This window comes from Prevotella fusca JCM 17724, assembly GCF_001262015.1.
GTDB lineage: Bacteria > Bacteroidota > Bacteroidia > Bacteroidales > Bacteroidaceae > Prevotella > Prevotella fusca.
Genome location: NZ_CP012074.1, coordinates 1,550,685 through 1,572,062 on the forward strand (window position 1 = coordinate 1,550,685; position 21,378 = coordinate 1,572,062).

14 protein-coding genes are annotated in these 21,378 nt (G+C 44.6%); 11 read left to right on the forward strand and 3 right to left on the reverse strand.

All coding sequences use genetic code 11. The annotated features are described in order from the left end of the window. Nucleotides 1-48: 48 nt before the first annotated feature. Nucleotides 49-2,952 carry a leucine--tRNA ligase gene (locus ADJ77_RS06370; protein WP_025077649.1) on the reverse strand — a complete coding sequence of 968 codons (2,904 nt, stop codon included), beginning with the start codon at nt 2,950-2,952 and terminating at the stop codon, nt 49-51. Between the two features lie 591 nt (nt 2,953-3,543). Between ADJ77_RS06370 and ADJ77_RS06375 the strand changes: the two genes are divergently transcribed. The 9 genes from ADJ77_RS06375 (at nt 3,544) to ADJ77_RS06415 (ending at nt 15,188) form a co-directional block, all read left to right on the forward strand. Continuing rightward, the gene (locus tag ADJ77_RS06375) at nt 3,544-5,721 is read left to right on the forward strand and encodes an outer membrane beta-barrel family protein (protein WP_244148539.1); all 2,178 of its coding nucleotides are present in this window, start codon (nt 3,544-3,546) and stop codon (nt 5,719-5,721) included. 547 nt (nt 5,722-6,268) lie between these two features. Beyond that, the gene (locus ADJ77_RS06380; protein ID WP_050696155.1) at nt 6,269-6,916 is read left to right on the forward strand and encodes a hypothetical protein; all 648 of its coding nucleotides are present in this window, start codon (nt 6,269-6,271) and stop codon (nt 6,914-6,916) included. A 45-nt stretch (nt 6,917-6,961) separates the two neighbouring features. Next, nucleotides 6,962-8,476 (forward strand): RNA polymerase factor sigma-54, encoded by a 1,515-nt coding sequence (gene rpoN / locus ADJ77_RS06385; RefSeq protein WP_025077648.1) that lies wholly within the window; start codon nt 6,962-6,964, stop codon nt 8,474-8,476. Between the two features lie 125 nt (nt 8,477-8,601). After that, a complete protein-coding gene (locus ADJ77_RS06390) occupies nt 8,602-9,219 on the forward strand; it encodes a membrane protein (protein ID WP_025077647.1) in 618 nt (205 codons plus the stop codon). A gap of 127 nt (nt 9,220-9,346) precedes the next feature. Beyond that, nucleotides 9,347-9,853, forward strand: a complete 507-nt coding sequence (purE, locus tag ADJ77_RS06395; RefSeq protein WP_025077646.1) for a 5-(carboxyamino)imidazole ribonucleotide mutase — start codon at nt 9,347-9,349, stop codon at nt 9,851-9,853. 169 nt (nt 9,854-10,022) lie between these two features. After that, on the forward strand, nt 10,023-11,951 hold the full coding sequence (locus tag ADJ77_RS06400) for a 4-hydroxy-3-methylbut-2-en-1-yl diphosphate synthase (protein WP_050696156.1): 1,929 nt from the start codon (nt 10,023-10,025) through the stop codon (nt 11,949-11,951). Nucleotides 11,952-12,479: 528 nt separating this feature from the next. Beyond that, nucleotides 12,480-13,547 (forward strand): sensor histidine kinase, encoded by a 1,068-nt coding sequence (locus ADJ77_RS06405; RefSeq protein WP_025077645.1) that lies wholly within the window; start codon nt 12,480-12,482, stop codon nt 13,545-13,547. 74 nt (nt 13,548-13,621) lie between these two features. Further along, complete coding sequence (locus ADJ77_RS06410; protein WP_025077644.1) at nt 13,622-14,611, forward strand: aminodeoxychorismate synthase component I; 990 nt, start codon at nt 13,622-13,624, stop codon at nt 14,609-14,611. After that, nucleotides 14,595-15,188, forward strand: a complete 594-nt coding sequence (locus tag ADJ77_RS06415) for an aminotransferase class IV (protein ID WP_025077643.1) — start codon at nt 14,595-14,597, stop codon at nt 15,186-15,188. Before ADJ77_RS06410 ends, ADJ77_RS06415 begins: the two co-directional genes overlap by 17 nt. Before the next feature lie 162 nt (nt 15,189-15,350). Here the strand turns inward: ADJ77_RS06415 and ADJ77_RS06420 are convergent, their stop codons facing one another. Continuing rightward, nucleotides 15,351-16,676 (reverse strand): reverse transcriptase family protein, encoded by a 1,326-nt coding sequence (locus ADJ77_RS06420; RefSeq protein WP_050696157.1) that lies wholly within the window; start codon nt 16,674-16,676, stop codon nt 15,351-15,353. 441 nt (nt 16,677-17,117) lie between these two features. Here ADJ77_RS06420 and ADJ77_RS06425 point away from each other — a divergent pair, with 441 nt between their 5' ends. Then, nucleotides 17,118-17,612: an RNA polymerase sigma factor gene (locus ADJ77_RS06425; protein ID WP_025077642.1), complete on the forward strand. Its 495-nt coding sequence runs from the start codon at nt 17,118-17,120 to the stop codon at nt 17,610-17,612. A 120-nt stretch (nt 17,613-17,732) separates the two neighbouring features. After that, nucleotides 17,733-18,341 (forward strand): hypothetical protein, encoded by a 609-nt coding sequence (locus ADJ77_RS06430; protein WP_025077641.1) that lies wholly within the window; start codon nt 17,733-17,735, stop codon nt 18,339-18,341. 191 nt (nt 18,342-18,532) lie between these two features. Here ADJ77_RS06430 and mutS read toward each other — a convergent pair whose 3' ends face one another. Further along, nucleotides 18,533-21,193 carry a DNA mismatch repair protein MutS gene (mutS, locus tag ADJ77_RS06435; protein WP_050696158.1) on the reverse strand — a complete coding sequence of 887 codons (2,661 nt, stop codon included), beginning with the start codon at nt 21,191-21,193 and terminating at the stop codon, nt 18,533-18,535. Between the last annotated feature and the right edge of the window lie 185 nt (nt 21,194-21,378).

The window sequence follows — 21,378 nt, forward strand, 5'->3', positions numbered from 1 at the left end:
AGCGTGCATCCCCGTCTTAACACAGCCTCCTCATTGATTATTTTATTGTTACTTGCAAACGATGTTGATGATCTTCTTCGGCACAACGATAATCTTCAGGATTGTCTTACCGTCGATATAGTGCTGGCTTCGTTCGTCTGCCAGTGCGCTCTTCTCGATGTCTTCCTTCGTTGCATCAGCCGGGAAGGTCATCTGGAAACGTGCCTTGCCATTGAAAGATACAGTCAGCTGAACCTCATTCTCAACGAGATAGGACTCGTCCCATACAGGCCACTGGGTATCGAAGACACTCTTTGTATCGCCACCCAACTGCTCCCACAGTTCTTCAGCCATGTGCGGTGCGAACGGTGCGATGAGCACAACCATCGTCTTCAACAGCTCACGGTTGGCGCACTTCTGCTGTCCAAGCTCGTTCACGCAAATCATAAACGCTGAAATAGCGGTGTTGTAAGAGAACTGCTCAATGTCGCCAGTCACCTTCTTGATGAGCTTGTGAACGCTCTTCAGTGAGTCCTTTGAAGGCTCATTGTCATTGAGTTCCTGCTGATAAAGTTTCCAGAACTTCTTCAGGAAACGGAAACAACCGTCAATACCGTTCGTATCCCAAGGCTTACTTGCCTCTACAGGACCCAAGAACATTTCGTAAAGACGGAGCGTGTCTGCACCATACTGCTCAACGATAACATCCGGATTGACAACGTTGAACATAGACTTTGACATCTTCTCTACTGCCCAGCCGCACTTGTAGGTGGCGGGTGCTGGGTGTTGGGTGTTGACGTCTTCTGCTGATGATGTGCCGTCCTCGAAGATGAATTCAGCATTGTTATACTCTGGACGCCATGCCTTGAAAGCCTCAATATCGAGTACATCAGCATGAACGATGTTGACATCAACATGGATAGGAGTAGTCTCATACTTGTCTTTCTGTCCCAAGCTGACAAAGACCGGTGCCTTTGAGTGGTCGTCAGAGTTGATACGATAAACGAAGTTAGAGCGTCCCTGGATCATTCCTTGGTTCACCAACTTCTCGTATGGTTCTTCTTTACAGCTGCAACCGCAGTCGAAGAGAAACTTATTCCAGAAACGGCTGTAAATCAAGTGACCTGTTGCATGCTCGGTACCACCGACGTAAAGGTCTACATTCTGCCAGTACTCGTCTGCCTTTTTGCCCACAAGTGCCTCGTCATTGTGCGGGTCCATATAGCGAAGATAGTATGCTGAGCTACCAGCAAAACCCGGCATTGTGTTCAACTCCAATGGGAATACAGTCTTATCATCAACCAATGACTTCTCAACTACCTTACGTTCAGCCTCGTTCCAAGCCCAAACCTTCGCACGACCCAATGGTGGTTCGCCGCTTTCTGTTGGTTCGTACTTGTCGATTTCAGGCAATTCAAGTGGCAAACACTCCTCCGGTATCATGTAAGGCATTCCCTGCTTGTAATAGACTGGGAATGGTTCTCCCCAATAACGCTGGCGTGAGAAGATCGCATCACGCAAACGATAGTTCACCTTCACACGTCCGATACCCTTCTCGGTAACAAACTGCTTTGTCTTCGCAATAGCCTCCTTGACCGTAAGACCATTGAGAGAGAAACCGTCCGTGCTCTCTTTACCTTCCGCAGGAGAGTTCGTTACGATTCCTTCCTTTGCATCAAAGCTCTCTTCTGAGACATCAGCACCCTCAATCAATGGGATGATTGGAAGGTTGAAAAACTTTGCAAAGGCATAGTCACGACTGTCATGAGCAGGCACAGCCATAATCGCTCCTGTTCCATATCCAGCTAAAACATACTCTGAAATATAAATAGGAATCTGCTCACCAGTGAATGGATTGATACCTTTTGAGCCTGAGAAGACACCTGTCACCTTACGGTCAGACATACGCTCTAACTCTGTGCGCTTCTGTACATACGCCAAATACTCCTCTACCTCAGCCTTCTGAGCCTCTGAAGTAAGTTCTGCAACGAGTTCTGACTCTGGTGCCAATACCATGAAGCTAACACCAAACATCGTATCAGCACGCGTGGTAAAGATCGTGAATTTACCCTCTTTCTCACCCTCACCAGTTGGTGTAAGGTATTTGAATTCAACCTCTGTTCCCTCAGAACGGCCAATCCAGTTCTTCTGTGTCTCCTTGATAGAGTCAGACCAGTTGACAGTCTCCAATCCATCAAGCAATCGCTGTGAATAAGCAGACACACGAAGACACCACTGCTTCATCAACTTCTGTACAACAGGATAGCCCCCACGCTCACTCACACCATTGACAACCTCGTCATTGGCAAGCACCGTTCCGAGTCCCGGACACCAGTTTACCATCGTCTCACCGAGGTAGGCAATACGGTAGTTCATCAGCTTCTCCTGCTGTTCCTGCTCGTCCATGCTCGCCCAGTCACGTGCCGAGAACATCAGTTCCTCGCTCTGTGCGACATTGAGGTTCAGTGTTCCCTCTTCCTCAAAATGGCGGACAAGCTCCTCGATAGGCATTGCCTTCTGCAGCGTGTAGTCATAATAAGACCCGAACATACGCTCAAAAGCCCACTGTGTCCAGTGGTAATAACGTGGGTCACAGGTACGCACCTCACGGTCCCAGTCGAAACTGAAACCGATCTTATCCAACTGCTCACGGTAACGGGCAATGTTCGTATCGGTAGTCAGCTGTGGGTGCTGACCCGTCTGAATGGCATACTGCTCAGCAGGAAGTCCGTAAGCATCATATCCCATAGGGTTCAACACGTTGAAACCCTTTAGTCGCTTATAGCGTGCATAGATGTCACTTGCAATGTAACCCAACGGGTGTCCGACGTGCAGTCCGGCTCCTGACGGATAAGGGAACATATTAAGCACATAGAACTTCTGCTTAGTCTCGTCTTCAACAACTTTGTAGGTCTTGTTCTCAACCCACTTCTGTTGCCATTTCTTTTCAATGTCTATGAAGTTGTATTCCATTCTTATTTTTAATTATAACTAATGTGCAAATTTACAAAAAGTTTCCGTAAAACGCCTCGTTTCGATGGGAATTATAGAACGAAATAGTATAATAAACTTTGTTTACTTAGGGTAGGATAACTCCTTTATAACAGTAAACTGCTCTTGTCTCAACTGCATATTGCATAACTTTTATTCCTCCGCACCACCCGTGCTAAGCCTCCGCACCATTGGTGCTAAGCCTCAACACCACTTGTGCTAAACCTTAATACGTCAGTAGTTAAGGGTAGGAAGAGCGGGATTTGCTGTTACACTAAACCATTGGTAAGGCTCTATTGGCAAACAGAAATAGAAAGAGTCTTATCAAACCACTATTAATCAACACATTAAAAGAGGGTTTATCCTATTCTACAATCTGCTCTCTAACCGAACACTGTGCGCATTTCTGCTTTGTAATTTACTTGAATTATGAATAGAGGAAAGACAATAAAAAGAGTTAAATTACGGAATACAAGAATAAGAAAGTAAAAATACTTTCAAAATTAATTGAAGTTTATAAGGAAAAAAGTATCTTTGCATCATATTGATAACTATAAACTTAACGCTTTAATTATGTGCAATAAATTGATACTATTACTCACTGCCTGCCTCTCGGCAACAGCCCTGTCAGCCCAGAACACAACCAAAACGGACTCCACCAAGACACAGAAGTTGGAGGAAGTCGTCGTAACACAAAGGCGACAGCTTATCAAGAATGATATTGACAAGCTGACTTATGACGTGCAGCATGACAAGACTGCACAGACGAAGACAACCTTGGAAATACTCAAGAAAATACCCCTTGTCACCGTTGACGGACAGGAAAATATCAAGGTTCAAGGCTCTACCAGTTTCAAGGTGTACAGGAACGGACATCCCGACCCAAGTTTTTCTGGGCAGAACCTTAAGGAGATTCTCAAGGCAATACCCGCTTCTGCCATCAAGAGAATCGAGGTTATCACCGACCCCGGTGCCAAGTATGATGCAGAAGGAACTACGGCTATCCTCAACATCGTCATGATGAGCAATACTAAACTACAAGGAGTGTCAGGTAATGTGAACTCGAATATTGACTCTCACGGCTCTGCAAGACTTGGTACTTATCTGACCACAAAGGTGGGAAAACTTACGACAACTGTCAATTATAACTATGCAAACCAGAACAAGAAACAGACAGAAAGCTATAGAGAGGAAGCCTACAACTACGTAAAGACTGGCGAACACACGCATGAATATGGTAAAAACAGCACGGGTGCAACAATACATTTCGGCAATATCAATGCCAGTTACGAGATTGACTCACTCAACCTGATGACCGCATCAACCAATTTCTTCGGCTATAAAGTCGATGCTAACACACAGAACACGAATGAACGGTGGGACAAGAATAACCAACTGATTTACAAATTCAATAATGATATGACCACACCGGGCTACTCATATGTTAATCTTGGAGGACGTTTTGACTATCAACACAAGACCCATTTAGATGGAGAAGTGCTTACACTCTCTTATATGCTGGCTGCCACACGACAGCACACTACATTCCGTCAGGCATATAGCAATATGGTAAACTTCCCTGTCAGCTATACAAGTTACGACCGGAACACCCGTGAACGCTTCACGGAACATACCTTCCAGATTGACTATGTACGACCCTTTGGAAAACACCATAAGATAGAAAGCGGAACAAAATATATTCTTCGCTACAACAACAGTACGTCATTAATGGACTATCAAGGGACTACACCTGACATGGAAAGCAAGTTCAAGCATAACGCACAAGTAGCAGCTGCATACCTGTCATATATCCTCACCGCTGGTAAATGGGCTGCCCGTGCAGGCTTAAGATATGAATTTACCCGCATGAAAGCATCCTATCCCGATGGTAGTAATGCTGATTTCCACACTAATCTCAATGACTGTGTACCATCAGCAAGCCTACAATACAAAATCCGTGATGGACAGACACTGAAATTAAGCTATAGCACCAGCATCAACAGACCCGGCATCAACTACCTTAATCCAGCCGTAATCAGCACGCCAACAACAGAATCCTTTGGTAATGCAAACTTAGGAAGCAGCCGTAACCAAAAGCTACAACTTTCATATATGCTGGTTGCACCAAAGTTCACATTGCAACTTAATCCCTATTATTCATTTACCAACAATGGTATCGCTCACATCATGTATGAGCAGAACCACAAAAATGTCTATACGTATCAGAACATACTGAAAAGCAAAGTTTTCGGTATTTCATCCTACACAGCATGGACTCCTTTCACCGGAACATCGTTTACACTCAATGCTTCCATGCGTTATGCCCGAATCACCTTACCCACACCTTATCTCAAGAACAGCGGATGCGGTGGTGGTATCTACTTTAATTGGGATCAGAAAATACCATGGAAATTAACGTTGTCAACCAGTCTTGGAGGTGAATATGGCAACAGAGTTTACAACCCGTATGCCATTGAAGGGCACTGGTTCTATTATGATTTTACATTGACTCGTCGCTTCCTTAAAGACAAGTTGACAGTATCTTTATCAGCAGAATCGCCTTTCATCAAAGAAAGATCAACTACCTATCGTATTGTTCAAGGCGATTATACTGGTTATGAACGTGCTGTTATGAAACCTCGCAGCTTCGGCATCCGTCTTTCATGGAACTTTGGTAAGCTGAAGGCAAGCGTCAAGAAGGCTGAACGAAGCATTCAGAATGATGACTTAGTGGGCGGAGGAAAGAAGTAAAAACAGGTCGTTAGGACTGCATAACATGCGTTATTTGGCTTGGAGAACGACGTAAATTTAAGTCCAAAGAATGGTTTTTAATCACCCATTTTAGCATAGAAAATCAATAGACAGTCCCTCTTTTGAAGATCAAGAGACTTATCAAAAGCGAATTATTTTCATGAAGAAAAATATTTATTTACGTGAAAAGAAATATTTTTTTACGTGAAGAAAAATATTTTTCTTCATGAAAATAATTTAGAAACAAGTAACTATAGGTAGGGTCACAAGGGGAAATTAGGAAATAAAACGGCAACTTAACACACCTGTTTTATGCCCAATTAAAAACGTATTCATACCTAAAAACAAATAGGCTTAGGATAACTTATTTGCCACAAACAACTTGTCAACTCGTTAACACGTTAACCCGCTAACTTTCTGTCACTTTCTTTTGCCATTATAATAAAAAGGAGTATCTTTGCGAAAGACAAACAGATATACTCCTACACCTAAGTTTTTCACTTTCAATCTTTGAAGAAAGAGGGGTAGGGGATGGGAATTTACGATTATGGCAACACATCCTTTATGGTCTGACGACTACTGGCTGCTACTCCTACAGCTTTACCTAAAAAAGCCAGAGGGAATGAAACCGATGTATTCACGTGCATTGGTAGACCTCAGTCTGGAGCTACACATACCACCAAAGAACCTCTATGAACAGCTTTTCAAGCTGCGCCACCGTGATACGCCCATCATCAAACTCATCTGGGAGACCTACGGGGAGAACACACGAAAACTGAACAAAGACGTAAAAAAACTGCGTTCGATGAAGGGATTTGGGCAACCGAGAGAGTTCTACGATGGTGTGAAGGTGCGCGAAACCTTTGAACATGACTTCCTGCCATTGGAAGGCTATCAAGAACTGAAGCCCTTTATGCTCATTATAGTTCTCGACCTCTATTTCCGCCTCACCCCGATTACGATGGTAACGGAGACACCAGAGGTGATAGACCTTGCTAAACTGATGAAGATAAAGCCACGGACAGTGGTTAAGGTGATGGATGTCTTCCAGTTCTGCGACCCCTATCTGAACCATGATGACCTCATGATATCACCCTTATTAATGCCTTGCCAGGAGGTGTGGAACCGCTATGGAAATGATAACCCAGAGAAACTTTCTGCCTTGGCAGCACAATTAAAGGAATATTTCACTTGATTATACTTGTTTTTTAGTACTTTTGCAGCACAATTCAGGTAAACAATGGCACAGGAACAAGTACAGATTCAAACCCAGAAACAACAACAGGTACAGCGGCTCTCACAACAGCAGATGCTGCAAGTGAAGTTGTTGGAGATGCCACTGACAGAATTAGAGGAAAGTGTCAATGCCGAACTCGACGATAATCCTGCATTAGAAGCAGGCGGAGAGGAGACCGATAACATTGACAGCAACGATACTGTAGAGCATTCAGAAGACGATGATTTCGACACGCTGCAGGAACGGGAAGAGCGACAGGATGCCCTCGACTCGGCACTGGAGCGTATGCGTTCGGATGATGATCTTCCTACATACGATTCAAGACAGCAACGGAACAACGCTGAATATGAGGAAATCGTCTACGGAGATACAACGTCATTCATCGACAAGCTCAATGAGCAGGTGGGCGAAAGAGAGCTTACCGAGCAGCAGAAGAGTATCTTGGAATATCTTATCGGTAGTCTTGATGATGACGGATTGCTACGGAAAGACCTCGATAGTATCAGCGATGAGCTAGCTATCTATCATGGGATTGACGCTACTACCAAGGAATTGGAAGAGGTGTTGAAGATTCTGCAGGACTTTGACCCAGCAGGTATCGGTGCACGGAGTCTGCAGGAATGCCTGTTGTTACAGGTAGACCGCAAGGTTGAGAACGGCGACTGGCAGCGTGACGGACAGTTGTACAAATACATCCGCACCATCCTTTCAAATCATTTCGATGCCTTCACAAAGAAACACTGGGACAAGATTCAAAGCGCACTCTCACTGTCTGACCTTCAGGTAGAGGCTCTTCAACGTGAGATACGAAAGCTGAATCCGAAGCCGGGCTCGTCAATGGGAGAGACACAGGGTCGTAACCTGCAACAGATAACACCTGACTTTATCATTGACACCGAGGATGATGGTACGGTGACTTTCAGCTTGAACCACGGCAATCTGCCCGAGCTGCACGTTTCACAGACCTTCAATGATATGCTGGAGACCTACCGCAACAACAAAGCCGGTATGAACCGACAGGAGAAGGAAGCGCTGCTCTATGCCAAGGAAAAGGTTGATAAGGCGCAAGGCTTCATTGAAGCGGTAAAGCAAAGACGGCATACGTTGCAGGTGACGATGAAGGCTATCATTGACATTCAGCGGAAGTTCTTCCAGGATGGAGATGAAGCGGACCTCAAACCAATGATTCTCAAGGATATTGCTGACCGCACAGAACTGGACATCTCGACCATATCACGTGTGAGCAACATCAAGTATGCACAGACACGTTGGGGTACCTTTCCGCTGCGTTTCTTCTTCACTGACAGCTATACGACGGAGGATGGTGAGGAAATGTCTACCCGGAAAATCAAGTTGGCACTCAAGGAAGTAATCGACAGTGAAGACAAGCGTAAACCGCTCAGCGATGATGCGCTTGCCAAGGTGATGAAAGAAAAAGGGTTTCCAATAGCACGTCGCACCGTAGCCAAGTATCGCGAACAGCTCGGACTGCCAGTTGCAAGACTAAGGAAGGAGTGATGGGGTGATGGGTGTTAGGTGTTGAATGTTAGGTGTTGGGTGTTGAGGGCTTCCAATTATTGGGTGTTAGGTGTTGAATGTTGGGTGTTGAGGACTTCCAATTATTAGGTGTTAGGTGTTAAAGCATGAACGAAAAGAATATTATATTAACAGCAAGGGTCGTGAGCATGGTGCTCACCCCATTCTATTTACCCGTCGTGGGCATACTGGCTATCTTCATATTCAGTTATCTCAGTATGTTCCCGTGGCAGGCAAAGCTGTCGTATGTATTCATGGTCTATGCGTTTACGGTGCTCATCCCTACCCTGCTCATCCATCTTTACCGTCAATACCACGGCTGGACACCCATCCAGTTAGGGCAACGGGAACGGAGAATGGTTCCTTACGTAATTTCCATTCTCTGCTACTTCACGTGCTTCTACATCATGAACCTGCTGCATCTGCCCCACATGCTGACGTCGATACTCATGGTGGCACTGGTGATTCAGATTCTCTGTGCTGTCATCAACGTGTGGTGGAAGATTTCTACTCATACGGCAGCAATCGGTGGTGTAACGGGTTCTCTGATAGCCTTTTCCCTGCTGTTCAACTTTAATCCGATGTGGTGGCTCTGTCTAACGCTCTTCGTTTCAGGCTTGGTGGGCAGTAGTAGGATGATTCTCAGGCAACATTCATTAGGACAGGTGACGTCAGGATTCTTATTGGGACTGGTCTGCTCGTTCCTTACTATCATCATTGTGTAGGACAAACTGGCGGGGATCGTCCCCCTATTGTCCGAAAGATGAATTACTTATCCGACAGGAGTGAGTGCCTTCCTACAAATTTACGTATACAACAAACAAAGAATATCTACCTAATACAATACAGAATATGAAGCCATTAGTAAGTATTATCATGGGCTCAACAAGCGACCTGCCCATCATGGAAAAAGCTTGTAAGTGGTTGGAAGAGCAAGAGATTCCCTTTGAGGTGAATGCGCTCTCAGCACATCGTACACCTGATGCGGTGGAGACTTTTGCCAAGGAAGCGAAAGGTCGTGGCGTGAAGGTAATCATTGCTGCGGCTGGTATGGCTGCTGCTCTGCCTGGCGTTATCGCAGCTTCAACGCCCCTTCCAGTCATCGGTGTGCCCATCAAGGGTATGCTTGACGGACTTGATGCCTTACTTTCTATCGTTCAGATGCCTCCCGGAATACCTGTTGCTACCGTTGGCGTCAATGGTGCACAGAATGCAGCTATCCTTGCTGCAGAGATGATTGCACTCGGTGATGAGGCTATTGCCCAGAAGATTGACAACTGGAAGGCATCATTAGGACAGAAGATAGAGAAGGCTAACAAGGAGTTGGCTGAACTGAAGGATTATAAGTTTAAGTGCTAAGACCTCTTCCAAGCCCTCCAAACAAGGAGAGTAACTATCGGAAATAATTAACATAAAGGTCGCTATCACTTATTATCTCTTACTATATCCCCTCTCATAGAGGGACTTGGGGTGGTCTTTTATCATACCAAAAGGGCTTTGGAAGACACCCCATTATATAAATAGAACAATGATTGATTTATTCAACTTTGAAAGAAGGAAAAGCTCTGTTACCCATGTTGGTGCACTCAACATCGGTGGAGAGAACCCTGTACGCGTACAGTCAATGACGACGACTTCCACGGATGATACCGAAGGAAGCATTGCACAAGCTAAGCGAATCATTGATGCAGGAGGAGAACTTGTACGCCTTACAACGCAAGGAAAGCGTGAGGCTGAGAACTTAAAGAATATCAATGCACAGCTTCGTGCGGATAATTATATGGCTCCGCTCTGTGCAGACGTTCACTTCAATGCGAACGTGGCAGACGTGGCTGCTCTCTATGCAGAGAAAGTTCGTATCAATCCGGGTAACTATGTCGACCCGGCTCGTACGTTCAAAAAACTGGAGTATACCGATGAGGAATATGCTCAGGAACTACAGAAGATTGAGGACAGACTCGTTCCTTTCATCAATATCTGTAAGGAAAACCACACTGCTGTACGTATCGGTGTGAACCATGGCAGCCTCTCTGACCGCATCCGCAACCGTTATGGCGATACGCCGGAAGGTATTGTAGAAAGCTGTATGGAGTTCCTCCGCATCTTCCGCAAGTACGACTTCCATGACATTGTCATCTCCATTAAGTCATCCAATACGGTTGTTATGGTTCGTTCCGTACGACTCCTTGCTGCTGAAATGGACAAGGAAGATATGCACTATCCGCTCCACCTTGGTGTTACCGAGGCTGGTGAAGGTGAAGACGGACGCATCAAGAGTGCCGTAGGTATCGGTGCTTTGCTCGCTGATGGGCTTGGTGATACGATCCGTGTGTCATTGAGTGAAGAGCCAGAGTGCGAGATTCCTGTGGCTAAACACCTGACATGGTATATCCGTCGACATGAGAAACACATCCTCATCCCCGGCGAACAGTATGCTGGCTTTGACTATCTCCACCCTAACCGACGTGAGACAGTAGCGGCTGGGAATATCGGCGGCGAGAATGTTCCTGTTGTCATTGCCACTCGAAAGGCTGACCAGACTACTGCGGAGGTGTCATCACCAGACTTACCGAAGCCCGACTATATCTATGTACAGGGTGAACTGCCAGAAAATCGGGGCAAGAAGCAGAAGTATATCCTTGATTACGATGCCTATATGCACCTTGCCAACAGTGGTAAACAGTCCTTGGAGAATGTCTATCCTATCTTCCCAGTGACGGGAATGCCTTTCATCAGTGCAATAAACACTGATGTTAAGTTCCTCGTCTTGAAGTTCGGCACACCTTCAGAAGAGTTCCTTGCCTGTCTGAAGACTCATCCAGAGGTAGTGGTAGTATGTATGACAAGCCATCAGAACCGCCTCGGTGACCAGCGTGCACTGGCGCATCAGCTGATGATAGCAGGGGTAAAGAACCCTATTATCTTCGCACAGATGTACCAGCATTCGACCACCGAAGAAAAGGAAGAAAGCAAGAATAGCCAACAGTCAGAGACAACTACTGCCAAAGAAAGATTCCAATTGGAAGCTGCAGCAGATATGGGTGCACTGATGATGGACGGACTCACCGATGGTATATGGCTGATGAACCATGGCAACCTCCCACAAGAGGATGTCGAGCAGACTGCCTTCGGTATTCTCCAAGCAGGTCGATTGCGTATGGTCAAGACCGAATACATCTCTTGCCCGGGCTGCGGTCGTACCCTCTACGACCTCCGCACGACTATTGCCCGCATCAAGGAGGCTACGAAGGGCATGACAGGACTGAAGGTAGGAATCATGGGCTGTATTGTAAACGGACCGGGTGAGATGGCTGATGCCGACTATGGATACGTGGGTGCAGGACCAAAGAAGGTGAGTCTTTACCGCAAACAAGTGTGCGTTGAGCACAATATACCAGAAGAAGAAGCGGTTGAGCGACTGCTTGCCTTGATCAAGGCAGATCAGAACAAGGCGTAAATCGGCGATTGGGACATAAATAGATGTAGTTCATCATCAGCATCTTTCGTTATCATATCAACGGCTGTAATGACTCTCTATCCTCATTTCCTATCGTCGTGTTAACACTCCGCACGAGTGGTGCTAAGCATCAACACCACTCGTGCTGACCGTGAACACCAATGGTGCGGAGACTTAACTCGCCTGCAAGAAATAGTTGACTTTATAATATAACATCCTATACGAATGCGTGGCAGTCGATAGGTTGGATATCAAAAGCCATACTAATTGATAAGAGGGGATAATAGATGCGAAGATCAATGATTAGGGGTAAATAACAGATAGAGCTTGGTCAATTAGGCATAAAAAGACGATTAATCTGACTAAAAGATTGTACCAACTGGGGCTATTTGCCTAACAAGCGAAACAATCCACCCTTATAAAGCACTGATTTACCGATTATTACCACTCCGTGTTAAAACAAGAAAAAGTAAAAACGTAGGATAACTTCCGCTTGCTTCTTTCCTTTTAAAAGACTATCTTTGCAACATGAAGATATTGGAGGAAATAAAGAAGTTATGCCTGAGCCGCTACAACCTGTCCGTTCTTGGCGCACAGGTAGGCATTTATGCGCTCCTTGTTTCCATCTGGTCACTGGTCATCATGCTGCTCGAGCACGATGTCAATGCAGCCAAAGAGTCAATGCGTGTCAATGCCTTCGTACTCTTCCTGCTACTGATTGTCTTCATGGCAAACTTCTATCTGCTTGTTCCTTACCTCTTTGAAGCAAAGAGCAAGCTCAAGCACTGGGCATTCTGGGTTATCAACCTGCTGTTCATCATCCTATGGAACCACCATATCTTCAGCATCTATAACGACGATTTGCCCAATGCTCCGATACGGATAGGCTTCTATCAGTTTGGTGTGATGTGGATGATTCTCAACTATGCAATGGTGGTTGCTGCTATCTTCGTACGCTACTATATCCGGCATAACACGCTCAGAAGACAGCTGAGGGAAGAGAAACAGAAGATGACGGAGGCCGAACTGGCGTGGCTGAAGAACCAGCTGAACCCACACTTCCTCTTCAATACGCTCAACAACATCTCATCGCTCACACAGACAAGCCCGAACAATGCCCAAAAGGCAATCGGTCAACTGTCTGAACTCCTGCGTTATGCACTCTATGAGACGCAGCCAAAGGAGGTGAGCCTGAATGGTGAGATTGCTTTCATCAAGAACTACATCAATCTGATGACATTACGGTCAGGCAGCAATGTAGAGATAAAGAGTCAATTCATCATCCACAACTCACAACTGCTCATTGCGCCATTGGTGTTCCTGACACCTGTCGAGAATGCCTTTAAGCATGGCATAAGTGCCAACAAGCCATCGTTTATCCACATATCCATCACGGAGGATAACGGTAAGATAGTCTTTCTCTGTGAGAACAGTAACTACCCCAAAAACGACACAGACAAGAGTGGAAAGGGTATCGGACTTGAGAACATGTACCGCCGTTTGGAGCTGATTTACCCCGGAAGGTATCAGATTGAACAGCGTATCAGCCAGCAGACTTACCACATCAAGATTACAATCAAGCCTTATAAGCGATGACCAAAGAGGGAAGAAAATAAGAAACTATCAATAATAACAAACACTTATAACGGTCTATCATCAGCACCCAACACATGAAACTCTATAATCGTGAACACGCCATCCAGCGCATGAACACACTGGCAAAGAACGGCAAAGACTTTATCTTTATCATCAATTATAAAGCCGATGGCGCATACGTAGAGGAGTCTACGGACATTGACCCACATGAATTGCTTTTTGCCTTCCCAATCCTTGACAATATTCCTGAGGCTGAAAGCTACAGAACCAATACTGTGGAATGGCATACAGAACCACTCACAAGAGAAGACTATGAACGTCGTATCAACCTTGTCAAGCAAAGAGAGCGTGAAGGCGACAGCTATTTAGCCAACCTCACGTGCAGGATTCCTGTCCGTACAAACCTCTCGCTACACGATGTCTTCATGCGTTCAAAGGCATTATACCGCTGTTGGATGAAAGAGAAGTTCGTCTGCTTCTCTCCAGAAATATTCGTTCGCATCAACGAAGAAGGTCTTATCAGTTCCTTTCCAATGAAGGGAACGATTGATGCAACACGTCCTGACGCTGAGAAGGAACTGATGGAGAATAAGAAGGAAGCGGCTGAACACGCTACCATCGTCGACCTTATCCGCAACGACTTGAGTATGATAGCAGAGCAGGTGCGGGTGAAACGCTATCGTTATGTCGACCATCTGACAACAAACAAGGGTGAAATCCTGCAGACAAGTTCAGAGATTACAGGACAGCTTCCTACGGATTATCGTGAGAACGTCGGCACACTGCTTTTCCGTTTGCTCCCTGCCGGCTCTATTACGGGTGCACCAAAGCCACGTACAATGGAGATAATTGATGAGGCTGAGGGCTACGAAAGAGGCTTTTATACGGGTGTGATGGGCTGTTATAGCAAAGGACAACTGGACAGTGCGGTGATGATTCGTTTCATTGATCAGGATGAAGACGGACAGTTCCATTATAAAGCTGGGGGAGGTATTACGGCACAGAGCAATAACAATGACGAATATAAAGAGGTGATTGAGAAGGTTTATGTGCCAATATATTGAAACAATAAGGGTAGTAGACGGCTGTATCTGCAACCTTGCATACCACGAAGAGCGATTGAACCGCACACGCAAGGAAATGTTAGGACTGACAGAGCCGCTGCATATAGCTGGCCTTCTGCAGTCTGTTAGCTTACCGATGGAATGCTCGAAGCTACGCTTTGTCTATGATAAAGAGGGCATCCACGACATCACTTGTACACCTTATATACGTAAGGAAATCAACTCCTTGCGCCTTGTCTACGACAATAACATCAGCTATCCCTATAAGAGCACAGACCGATCTCAACTTAACGAACTAAAAAAACAGCAAGGTGACTGTGACGAAATACTTATTGTTCGTGACAATCACCTTACAGATACTTCCTATACCAACATTGCACTCTATGATGGAGAACAATGGTTTACACCCTCTACGCCACTCCTTTGCGGAACGATGCGGCAACGACTGCTCAACTGTGGACTAATTCAAGAGCGTGATATCATGGTCTCTGACATTCCCGATTATCAGTATATAAGCCTCTTCAATGCCATGATTTCATTGGGAGAAGTTATACTACCAGTCGATAAGATCAAGTAAACAGCGAATTATTTTCATGAAAATAATTATTTTTTTTCACGTAAATAAATATTTTTCTTCATGAAAATAAACATTTCTTTTCATGAAAATAATTTGCGAAAGGTAGCCATCTACATGACGAAAGATGAGAATTACGCTGCTTATTAACTTACTTTTTACTGCTTACAGACGTGATTTTAAAAACAATTTGATGAGTATAATAGCAACCAATATAATCACCATCAATATAAAGTTAAGGATGCGTTTGTTCTTTTTTCTTGGATCATAAGGATTATTGCTTGTAGTTCCAAGCTGACGTGATGATGTGTTGTCATTTGACAAAACAGTAGTTCTTGTCACTCTATCTTTGACCGATTTAGAAAGATACTTACCCATATAAGCCTTATATTCCACCTCTTTTATTTCTCTCTTATTCGTTTGTTGCAAAGAAGTATAACGACTAACAAAACGCTGATAGAGTGGGTCATCGGCTCCACGCACCATCTTCATATAGTTCAGCTTACCACCCAGAACTTTATTAAGAGGTACGTGGTTCTGATGCCCCTTTGTCTTTCCGTGCTGCAACTTGTAGCTCTTCCACGCAGCCTGACAGGCATCTTCATAGCCGTAACGTTCCCAGATATACAACAGTGAACGGATTTCACACACATAACGGCGGCTAACATTCACTTTCTCCGTTACCATCAAGCCCGTTACCTCCTGCCGTCTTCCACGGCGTTGTAAGTGGGTTTTCGCCTCATTCAGTATGAAGCCGTAACGCTCAACGATAGTCTTTATCTGCTGTGCCAGTTCTCCCTGTGGACGAAGTATGTCTGCATCAGAACTGAAGGTGAGGTCATCAGCATAGCGGGTAAAGGTGACACCCTGTGCAGCAGCTACGCCCGCAATCTCCTTATCCATCTCCCGACAAATAAAGTTCGACAGTGTTGGCGATGTTGCAAATCCCTGTGCCAACACCTCTTCACCGTTATCCGTGCGCACAGTAGCCAGTCCTGAAACGAGTTCTGCAGCCAATGACGAGAAGCCGAAAGGCTCTGCCATCAAGCAGTCAGCCACCTGACGGCGTGTGATAGTGGGGAAGAAGTTTTTTAAATCAAGGTTCAAGATATAACGTTTGCCCACGTGTGGACGTGCATTATCTACCACAGAACGACCACAAACGAAGCCGTATGCCCAAGGGGTAGGCTCATCATAGGTCTGCAGGACGATGTTCAATATGTGAAGAACATCATGCAGTCTTCCTTTCGGAGCAGTAATCTCACGATAACCACCGTGCTTCTTGCGAAGTCGGAATGTCTTGCAGCGTCGCCGTATATTATTGGTATCAGCAAAGAAACTAAGCTGTTTCCCACGAAAGTCAGAATAGATGTAGGGTGCTTTCAGTTCATTCAGCAGCTTAGCAAGTTCCTGTGCATCATTTAAATAACGCAACCGATTCTCAAAATCAGCCTTTGTGTATTCTCTTCCGTTTACTGTTCTGGTAGCCATAGTGCGCTTGTTTTAAACAAAAAAATAGGAACGCTGTAAGGGAATTACTTTTATCGTGAACCTTCGTTAACGATAAAACGATACTTCGTATCAAACTCCAGCGAATACGCCGGAAACTACTTCTAATTCTTTCAGACGTTCCTATCTTTGGCAAAGATAGATATTATAATTTAAACAGCAAAACTTTTCAACTATTAAATCATAACTGTAAAATATTTGTTGAGACTTGGTAAAACGGTTATAAATCTTTAGGAATCAAGTAATCAAATATTTTGAATGCTGAAAACGAGTCTGTCTTGTCTACTAAATAAAGCCTCTAAGGACTTGTATTTATCCCCATAAAACAATACTTTTGCACACGATAAATATTTTTTTTATCCCTATTGTGTAGTTTTTCATTTACTACCTGCGTCTAATGGGCAAAATAAACCTTTAAACAAGATGGACAACCTACAGAATGAACAGGACTTCTCACGCATCGTGAGAGAACATAAAAGCACCATCTACACCGTGTGTTATATGTTCTCAAAGGATGAAGATGAGGTGAACGACCTCTTTCAGGAGGTGCTGATAAACCTTTGGAAGGGTCTGCAGAACTTCCGAGGAGAAAGTGATGTGCGCACGTGGCTCTATCGTATCAGTCTCAATACCTGCATCTCCTGCGACCGGAAGAAGCGGAAACGGAAAATGATTCCGCTCTCAATGAACATCAATCCCTTCACGGATAGCGATGAAGACAGCCGACAGGTACAACAACTTAATCGCCGTATCAGCCAGTTAGGACCTTTCGACCGTGCTATCATCCTGCTTTGGTTAGAGAATATGAGCTATGAGGAGATTGGTGAAATCGTCGGTATCAGTACGAAGAATGTCTCCGTGAGACTCTATAGAATCAAGGAGAAACTCAAGAAAACAAGTGAAACAACAGTGGAGTAGGGGAGTAACCATATAAGGAATGGGATTAGCCTTATTGGTCTTATTAGCCCTATTAGCCTAATTGGTCTAATTAGCCCATACCCTACAAGACTTAACAATCACATTAAAAAGAAAACTACAATGGAAACAAAGCATACAGAGTTTGAGGAAATGCGCCAGCAATTGGGCATCCTCAAGAATAAACTTGAAAACCAGACACTCATCAACGACAAACTTATCAGGCAGTCAATGCTCGATAAGATGTCGTCTATGAAGAAATATACATGGTTTTCATTCTTAGTGTTACTATTTATTTATTATGCCTATTATGAAGCTCGGGAGATATTTAACCTGTCTTGGTGGTTCTACGGATTCACTGTTATATTTATGACTTTCAGTGTCGGTTTCGATGCTTATATCAATCATGTCAATAAGGAAGAGTTCCTCAATGGTGATCTCATAGCAGCATCTCTACAAATGCAACGAATGAAAAAGCTCCGCAAAATATCCTTATTATGTGGTATCTCTATATTGACAATATGGGTTCCTTGGATTTGCTTAGAGGTATACAATGGTTTGGGTGTTGCGAATGGAGGAGAAAATGAATCCTTATTCTATAGTATGATGATTGGTGGTGGGGTCGGCTTAATCATCGGAGCAGTTATCGGTATAAGCATTTACTTCCGTATGCAACGCATTAATTCCGATATTATCCAACAGATTGATGAACTTAAAAAAGAGACAGAGTAAAGAAGAATAAAGACAGAGTAACATATAAACAAAGTGCAGGGTAACATAAGAACTTATTGCTTGTTCTTATGTTACCCTGTCTTCTTTTTCTTATATGAGTTCTGATGTCCCTTTGTTACTATGTATAATTTACTTTGTTACTATGTCTCCCTTACTCTTCTATTTCCCTACTATATCAATGATAATAGTGTCTATCCTTTCAGTATCTTCTTAATATCATTCAGCTTGTTGAGGGCTTCAACAGGTGTAAGATTATTGACATCAAGACCGAGGATTTCGTCACGAATCTGCGTAAGGACAGGATCATCGAGTTGGAAGAAGGAGAGTTGCATACCTTCTCTGCTCTGGTCAAGATGCTCAACAGCAGCCTTTCCGACACTACCCACTTGTGCATTGTCTGCTTCAAGTTCCTTAAGAATGACGTTGGCACGCTTGATAATGGAACGAGGCATACCCGCTATCTCCGCTACATGAATACCAAAGGAGTGCTCACTACCACCTTTCTCCAACTTACGAACGAAGATTATCTTTCCATCCACTTCCTTCACAGAGACGTTGAAGTTCTTGATACGTGGAAAATTCTTCTCCATTTCGTTCAATTCATGGTAGTGTGTAGCAAAGAGGGTACGAGCTTGTGCACGTGAATGTTCGTGCAGATACTCTACAATAGCCCATGCAATGCTGATACCATCATAGGTACTTGTACCACGCCCCAGCTCATCAAAGAGCACCAGAGAGCGTGAAGTGACATTATTTAGGATGTTTGAAGCCTCCGTCATCTCAACCATAAAGGTTGATTCTCCTAATGAAATGTTATCCGAAGCACCCACACGTGTGAAGATTTTATCCACCATTCCGATGCGTGCTCGTTCAGCAGGAACAAAACAACCTATCTGTGCCAAGAGTACGATGAGTGCCGTCTGGCGGAGTAGGGCAGACTTACCCGCCATATTCGGACCCGTGATCATCATTATCTGTTGGCGTTCCGTATCAAGCAATACATCATTAGGCACATACTGTTCGCCTATCGGCAGCTGTGTTTCAATTACCGGATGGCGACCCTGCTTAATGTCTAACACCTCCGAATCGTCCACCACTGGGCGCACATAACGCTGCAACTGTGACACCTTCATGAACGAAAGCAGACAGTCGAGATGAGCAATGAGGTTGGCATTAATCTGTATCTGCGGAATAAACTCCTGCATATCCTGTACCAGCTCCATATAAAGCTGATTTTCCAAAGCCAATATCTTCTCGTCAGCACCGAGTATCTTCTCCTCGTATTCCTTGAGTTCAGGTGTGATGTAACGTTCTGCCTGCGCCAGTGTCTGCTTACGAATCCAATCCTCTGGCACCTTGTCTTTGAACGTATTGCGCACCTCTAAGTAATAGCCGAATACGTTATTAAATCCTATCTTCAGTGAGCTGATACCCGTCTGCTCAATCTCTTTCTCCTGAATCTCCAACAGATACTGCTTTCCGTTGTCACGGATAGAACGCAAATCATCGAGCTCCTGGTTATAACCTAAGGCTATCACGTCGCCTTTATTGACCAACTGTGGAGGGTCAGGCTGTATCTCTTTCTCTATCCTATCACGTAGGGACTCACAGAGGTTCAGCTGTTCGCCAATCCTCTTCAGCGTATCGCTCTTTGCATAAAGGCAAGCCGTCTTGACGGGTTGGATAGCCATAAGGGCATTCTTCAGCTGCACTACCTCACGAGGTGACACACGACCGACTGCTACCTTTGAGATAATACGCTCCAAGTCGCCTATACGATGGAACTGTTCATTGATACATTCGCGGAAATCAGGCTCACGGAAGAAATAATCAACTACGTCCAAACGCTCATTGATAGGCTTTACTTCTTTCAGTGGGAAGACCATCCAACGGCGCAACATACGTCCACCCATTGGCGTAACGGTATTGTCGATAACGTTCAAAAGCGATGATCCACCCTCATTCATTGATGCAATCAGCTCCAAAGAACGGATGGTGAAGCGGTCCATTCGCACGTATTTATCTTCTTCAATACGTGCCAATGAAGTGATATGATTGATTTGTGTATGCTGTGTTATCTCCAGATACTGCAGGATAACACCTGCTGCAATAACACCGTTATTCAAATGATCAACACCGAAACCCTTTAGATTCTTCGTGCCGAAGTGCTTCAGTAGCTTCTGACGTGCCGTCTGATCAGTAAACACCCAATCGTCCATATCGAACGTACAAAGGCGTGTACCGAAGTAGCGTTCAAAGTCTTGCTTCTTCGCACGGTCAAAGAGCACCTCCTTTGGTTGGAAGTTACCTAACAGCTTTTCGACGTAATCAAAGGTGCCTTCACCGGTCAGAAACTCACCAGTAGATATGTCCAAGAAACTGACTCCACAAGCACCTTTACCGAAGTGTACCGCTGCAAGGAAGTTGTTTTCCTTATAGTTCAGTACGTTATCGCTCATGGCAACACCTGGTGTGACAAGTTCTGTGATACCACGCTTCACCATCTTGTCCATTGCTGACAGCCCTTTCTTGCCTTTGATGGCCTCACGCTTCTTCTTCGGGTCTTCTAACTGGTCGCAGATAGCCACACGCTTTCCGGCACGAATGAGCTTAGGCAAATAAGTATCAAGGGCATGGTGCGGGAAACCAGCCATCTCCATAGAGTCGCTGCTACCACCATTATTACGACGCGTAAGGGTAATACCGAGTATTCTTGCCGACTCCACAGCATCCTCACCATACGTCTCATAGAAGTCACCACACCTGAAGAGCATCAATGCTCCAGGATGTTGCGCCTTCATCGAGAAGAACTGTTTCATCATCGGGGTAAGTCCCTTATCGTCTTTTGCCATATCTTTTACTTCCTTATTAAGTCTGTTTCCTATTTTATCCTTAGACTTACAAAATTACAAAAATAAGGAGGAAAGCCCAAATATTCCCTTGCTTTTCATGTTGTTTTTAATATCTACCTAAAGAAATAGGGATGCAATGTCGTTGCATCCCTATATTATTTCGCAACAGCTTTCTATGCTGTTAA

Bases quoted from the DNA above. Each gene is read 5' to 3' on its own strand.
- ADJ77_RS06390 (WP_025077647.1), top strand. From the start codon at position 8,602: ATGAACGAAAAGAATATTATATTAACAGCAAGGGTCGTGAGCATGGTG.
- ADJ77_RS06400 (WP_050696156.1), top strand. From the start codon at position 10,023: ATGATTGATTTATTCAACTTTGAAAGAAGGAAAAGCTCTGTTACCCAT.
- ADJ77_RS06370 (WP_025077649.1), bottom strand. From the start codon at position 2,952: ATGGAATACAACTTCATAGACATTGAAAAGAAATGGCAACAGAAGTGG.
- rpoN (WP_025077648.1), top strand. From the start codon at position 6,962: ATGGCACAGGAACAAGTACAGATTCAAACCCAGAAACAACAACAGGTA.
- ADJ77_RS06420 (WP_050696157.1), bottom strand. From the start codon at position 16,676: ATGGCTACCAGAACAGTAAACGGAAGAGAATACACAAAGGCTGATTTT.
- ADJ77_RS06415 (WP_025077643.1), top strand. From the start codon at position 14,595: ATGTGCCAATATATTGAAACAATAAGGGTAGTAGACGGCTGTATCTGC.
- ADJ77_RS06405 (WP_025077645.1), top strand. From the start codon at position 12,480: ATGAAGATATTGGAGGAAATAAAGAAGTTATGCCTGAGCCGCTACAAC.
- ADJ77_RS06375 (WP_244148539.1), top strand. From the start codon at position 3,544: ATGTGCAATAAATTGATACTATTACTCACTGCCTGCCTCTCGGCAACA.
- ADJ77_RS06380 (WP_050696155.1), top strand. From the start codon at position 6,269: ATGGCAACACATCCTTTATGGTCTGACGACTACTGGCTGCTACTCCTA.
- mutS (WP_050696158.1), bottom strand. From the start codon at position 21,193: ATGGCAAAAGACGATAAGGGACTTACCCCGATGATGAAACAGTTCTTC.
- purE (WP_025077646.1), top strand. From the start codon at position 9,347: ATGAAGCCATTAGTAAGTATTATCATGGGCTCAACAAGCGACCTGCCC.
- ADJ77_RS06410 (WP_025077644.1), top strand. From the start codon at position 13,622: ATGAAACTCTATAATCGTGAACACGCCATCCAGCGCATGAACACACTG.
- ADJ77_RS06430 (WP_025077641.1), top strand. From the start codon at position 17,733: ATGGAAACAAAGCATACAGAGTTTGAGGAAATGCGCCAGCAATTGGGC.
- ADJ77_RS06425 (WP_025077642.1), top strand. From the start codon at position 17,118: ATGGACAACCTACAGAATGAACAGGACTTCTCACGCATCGTGAGAGAA.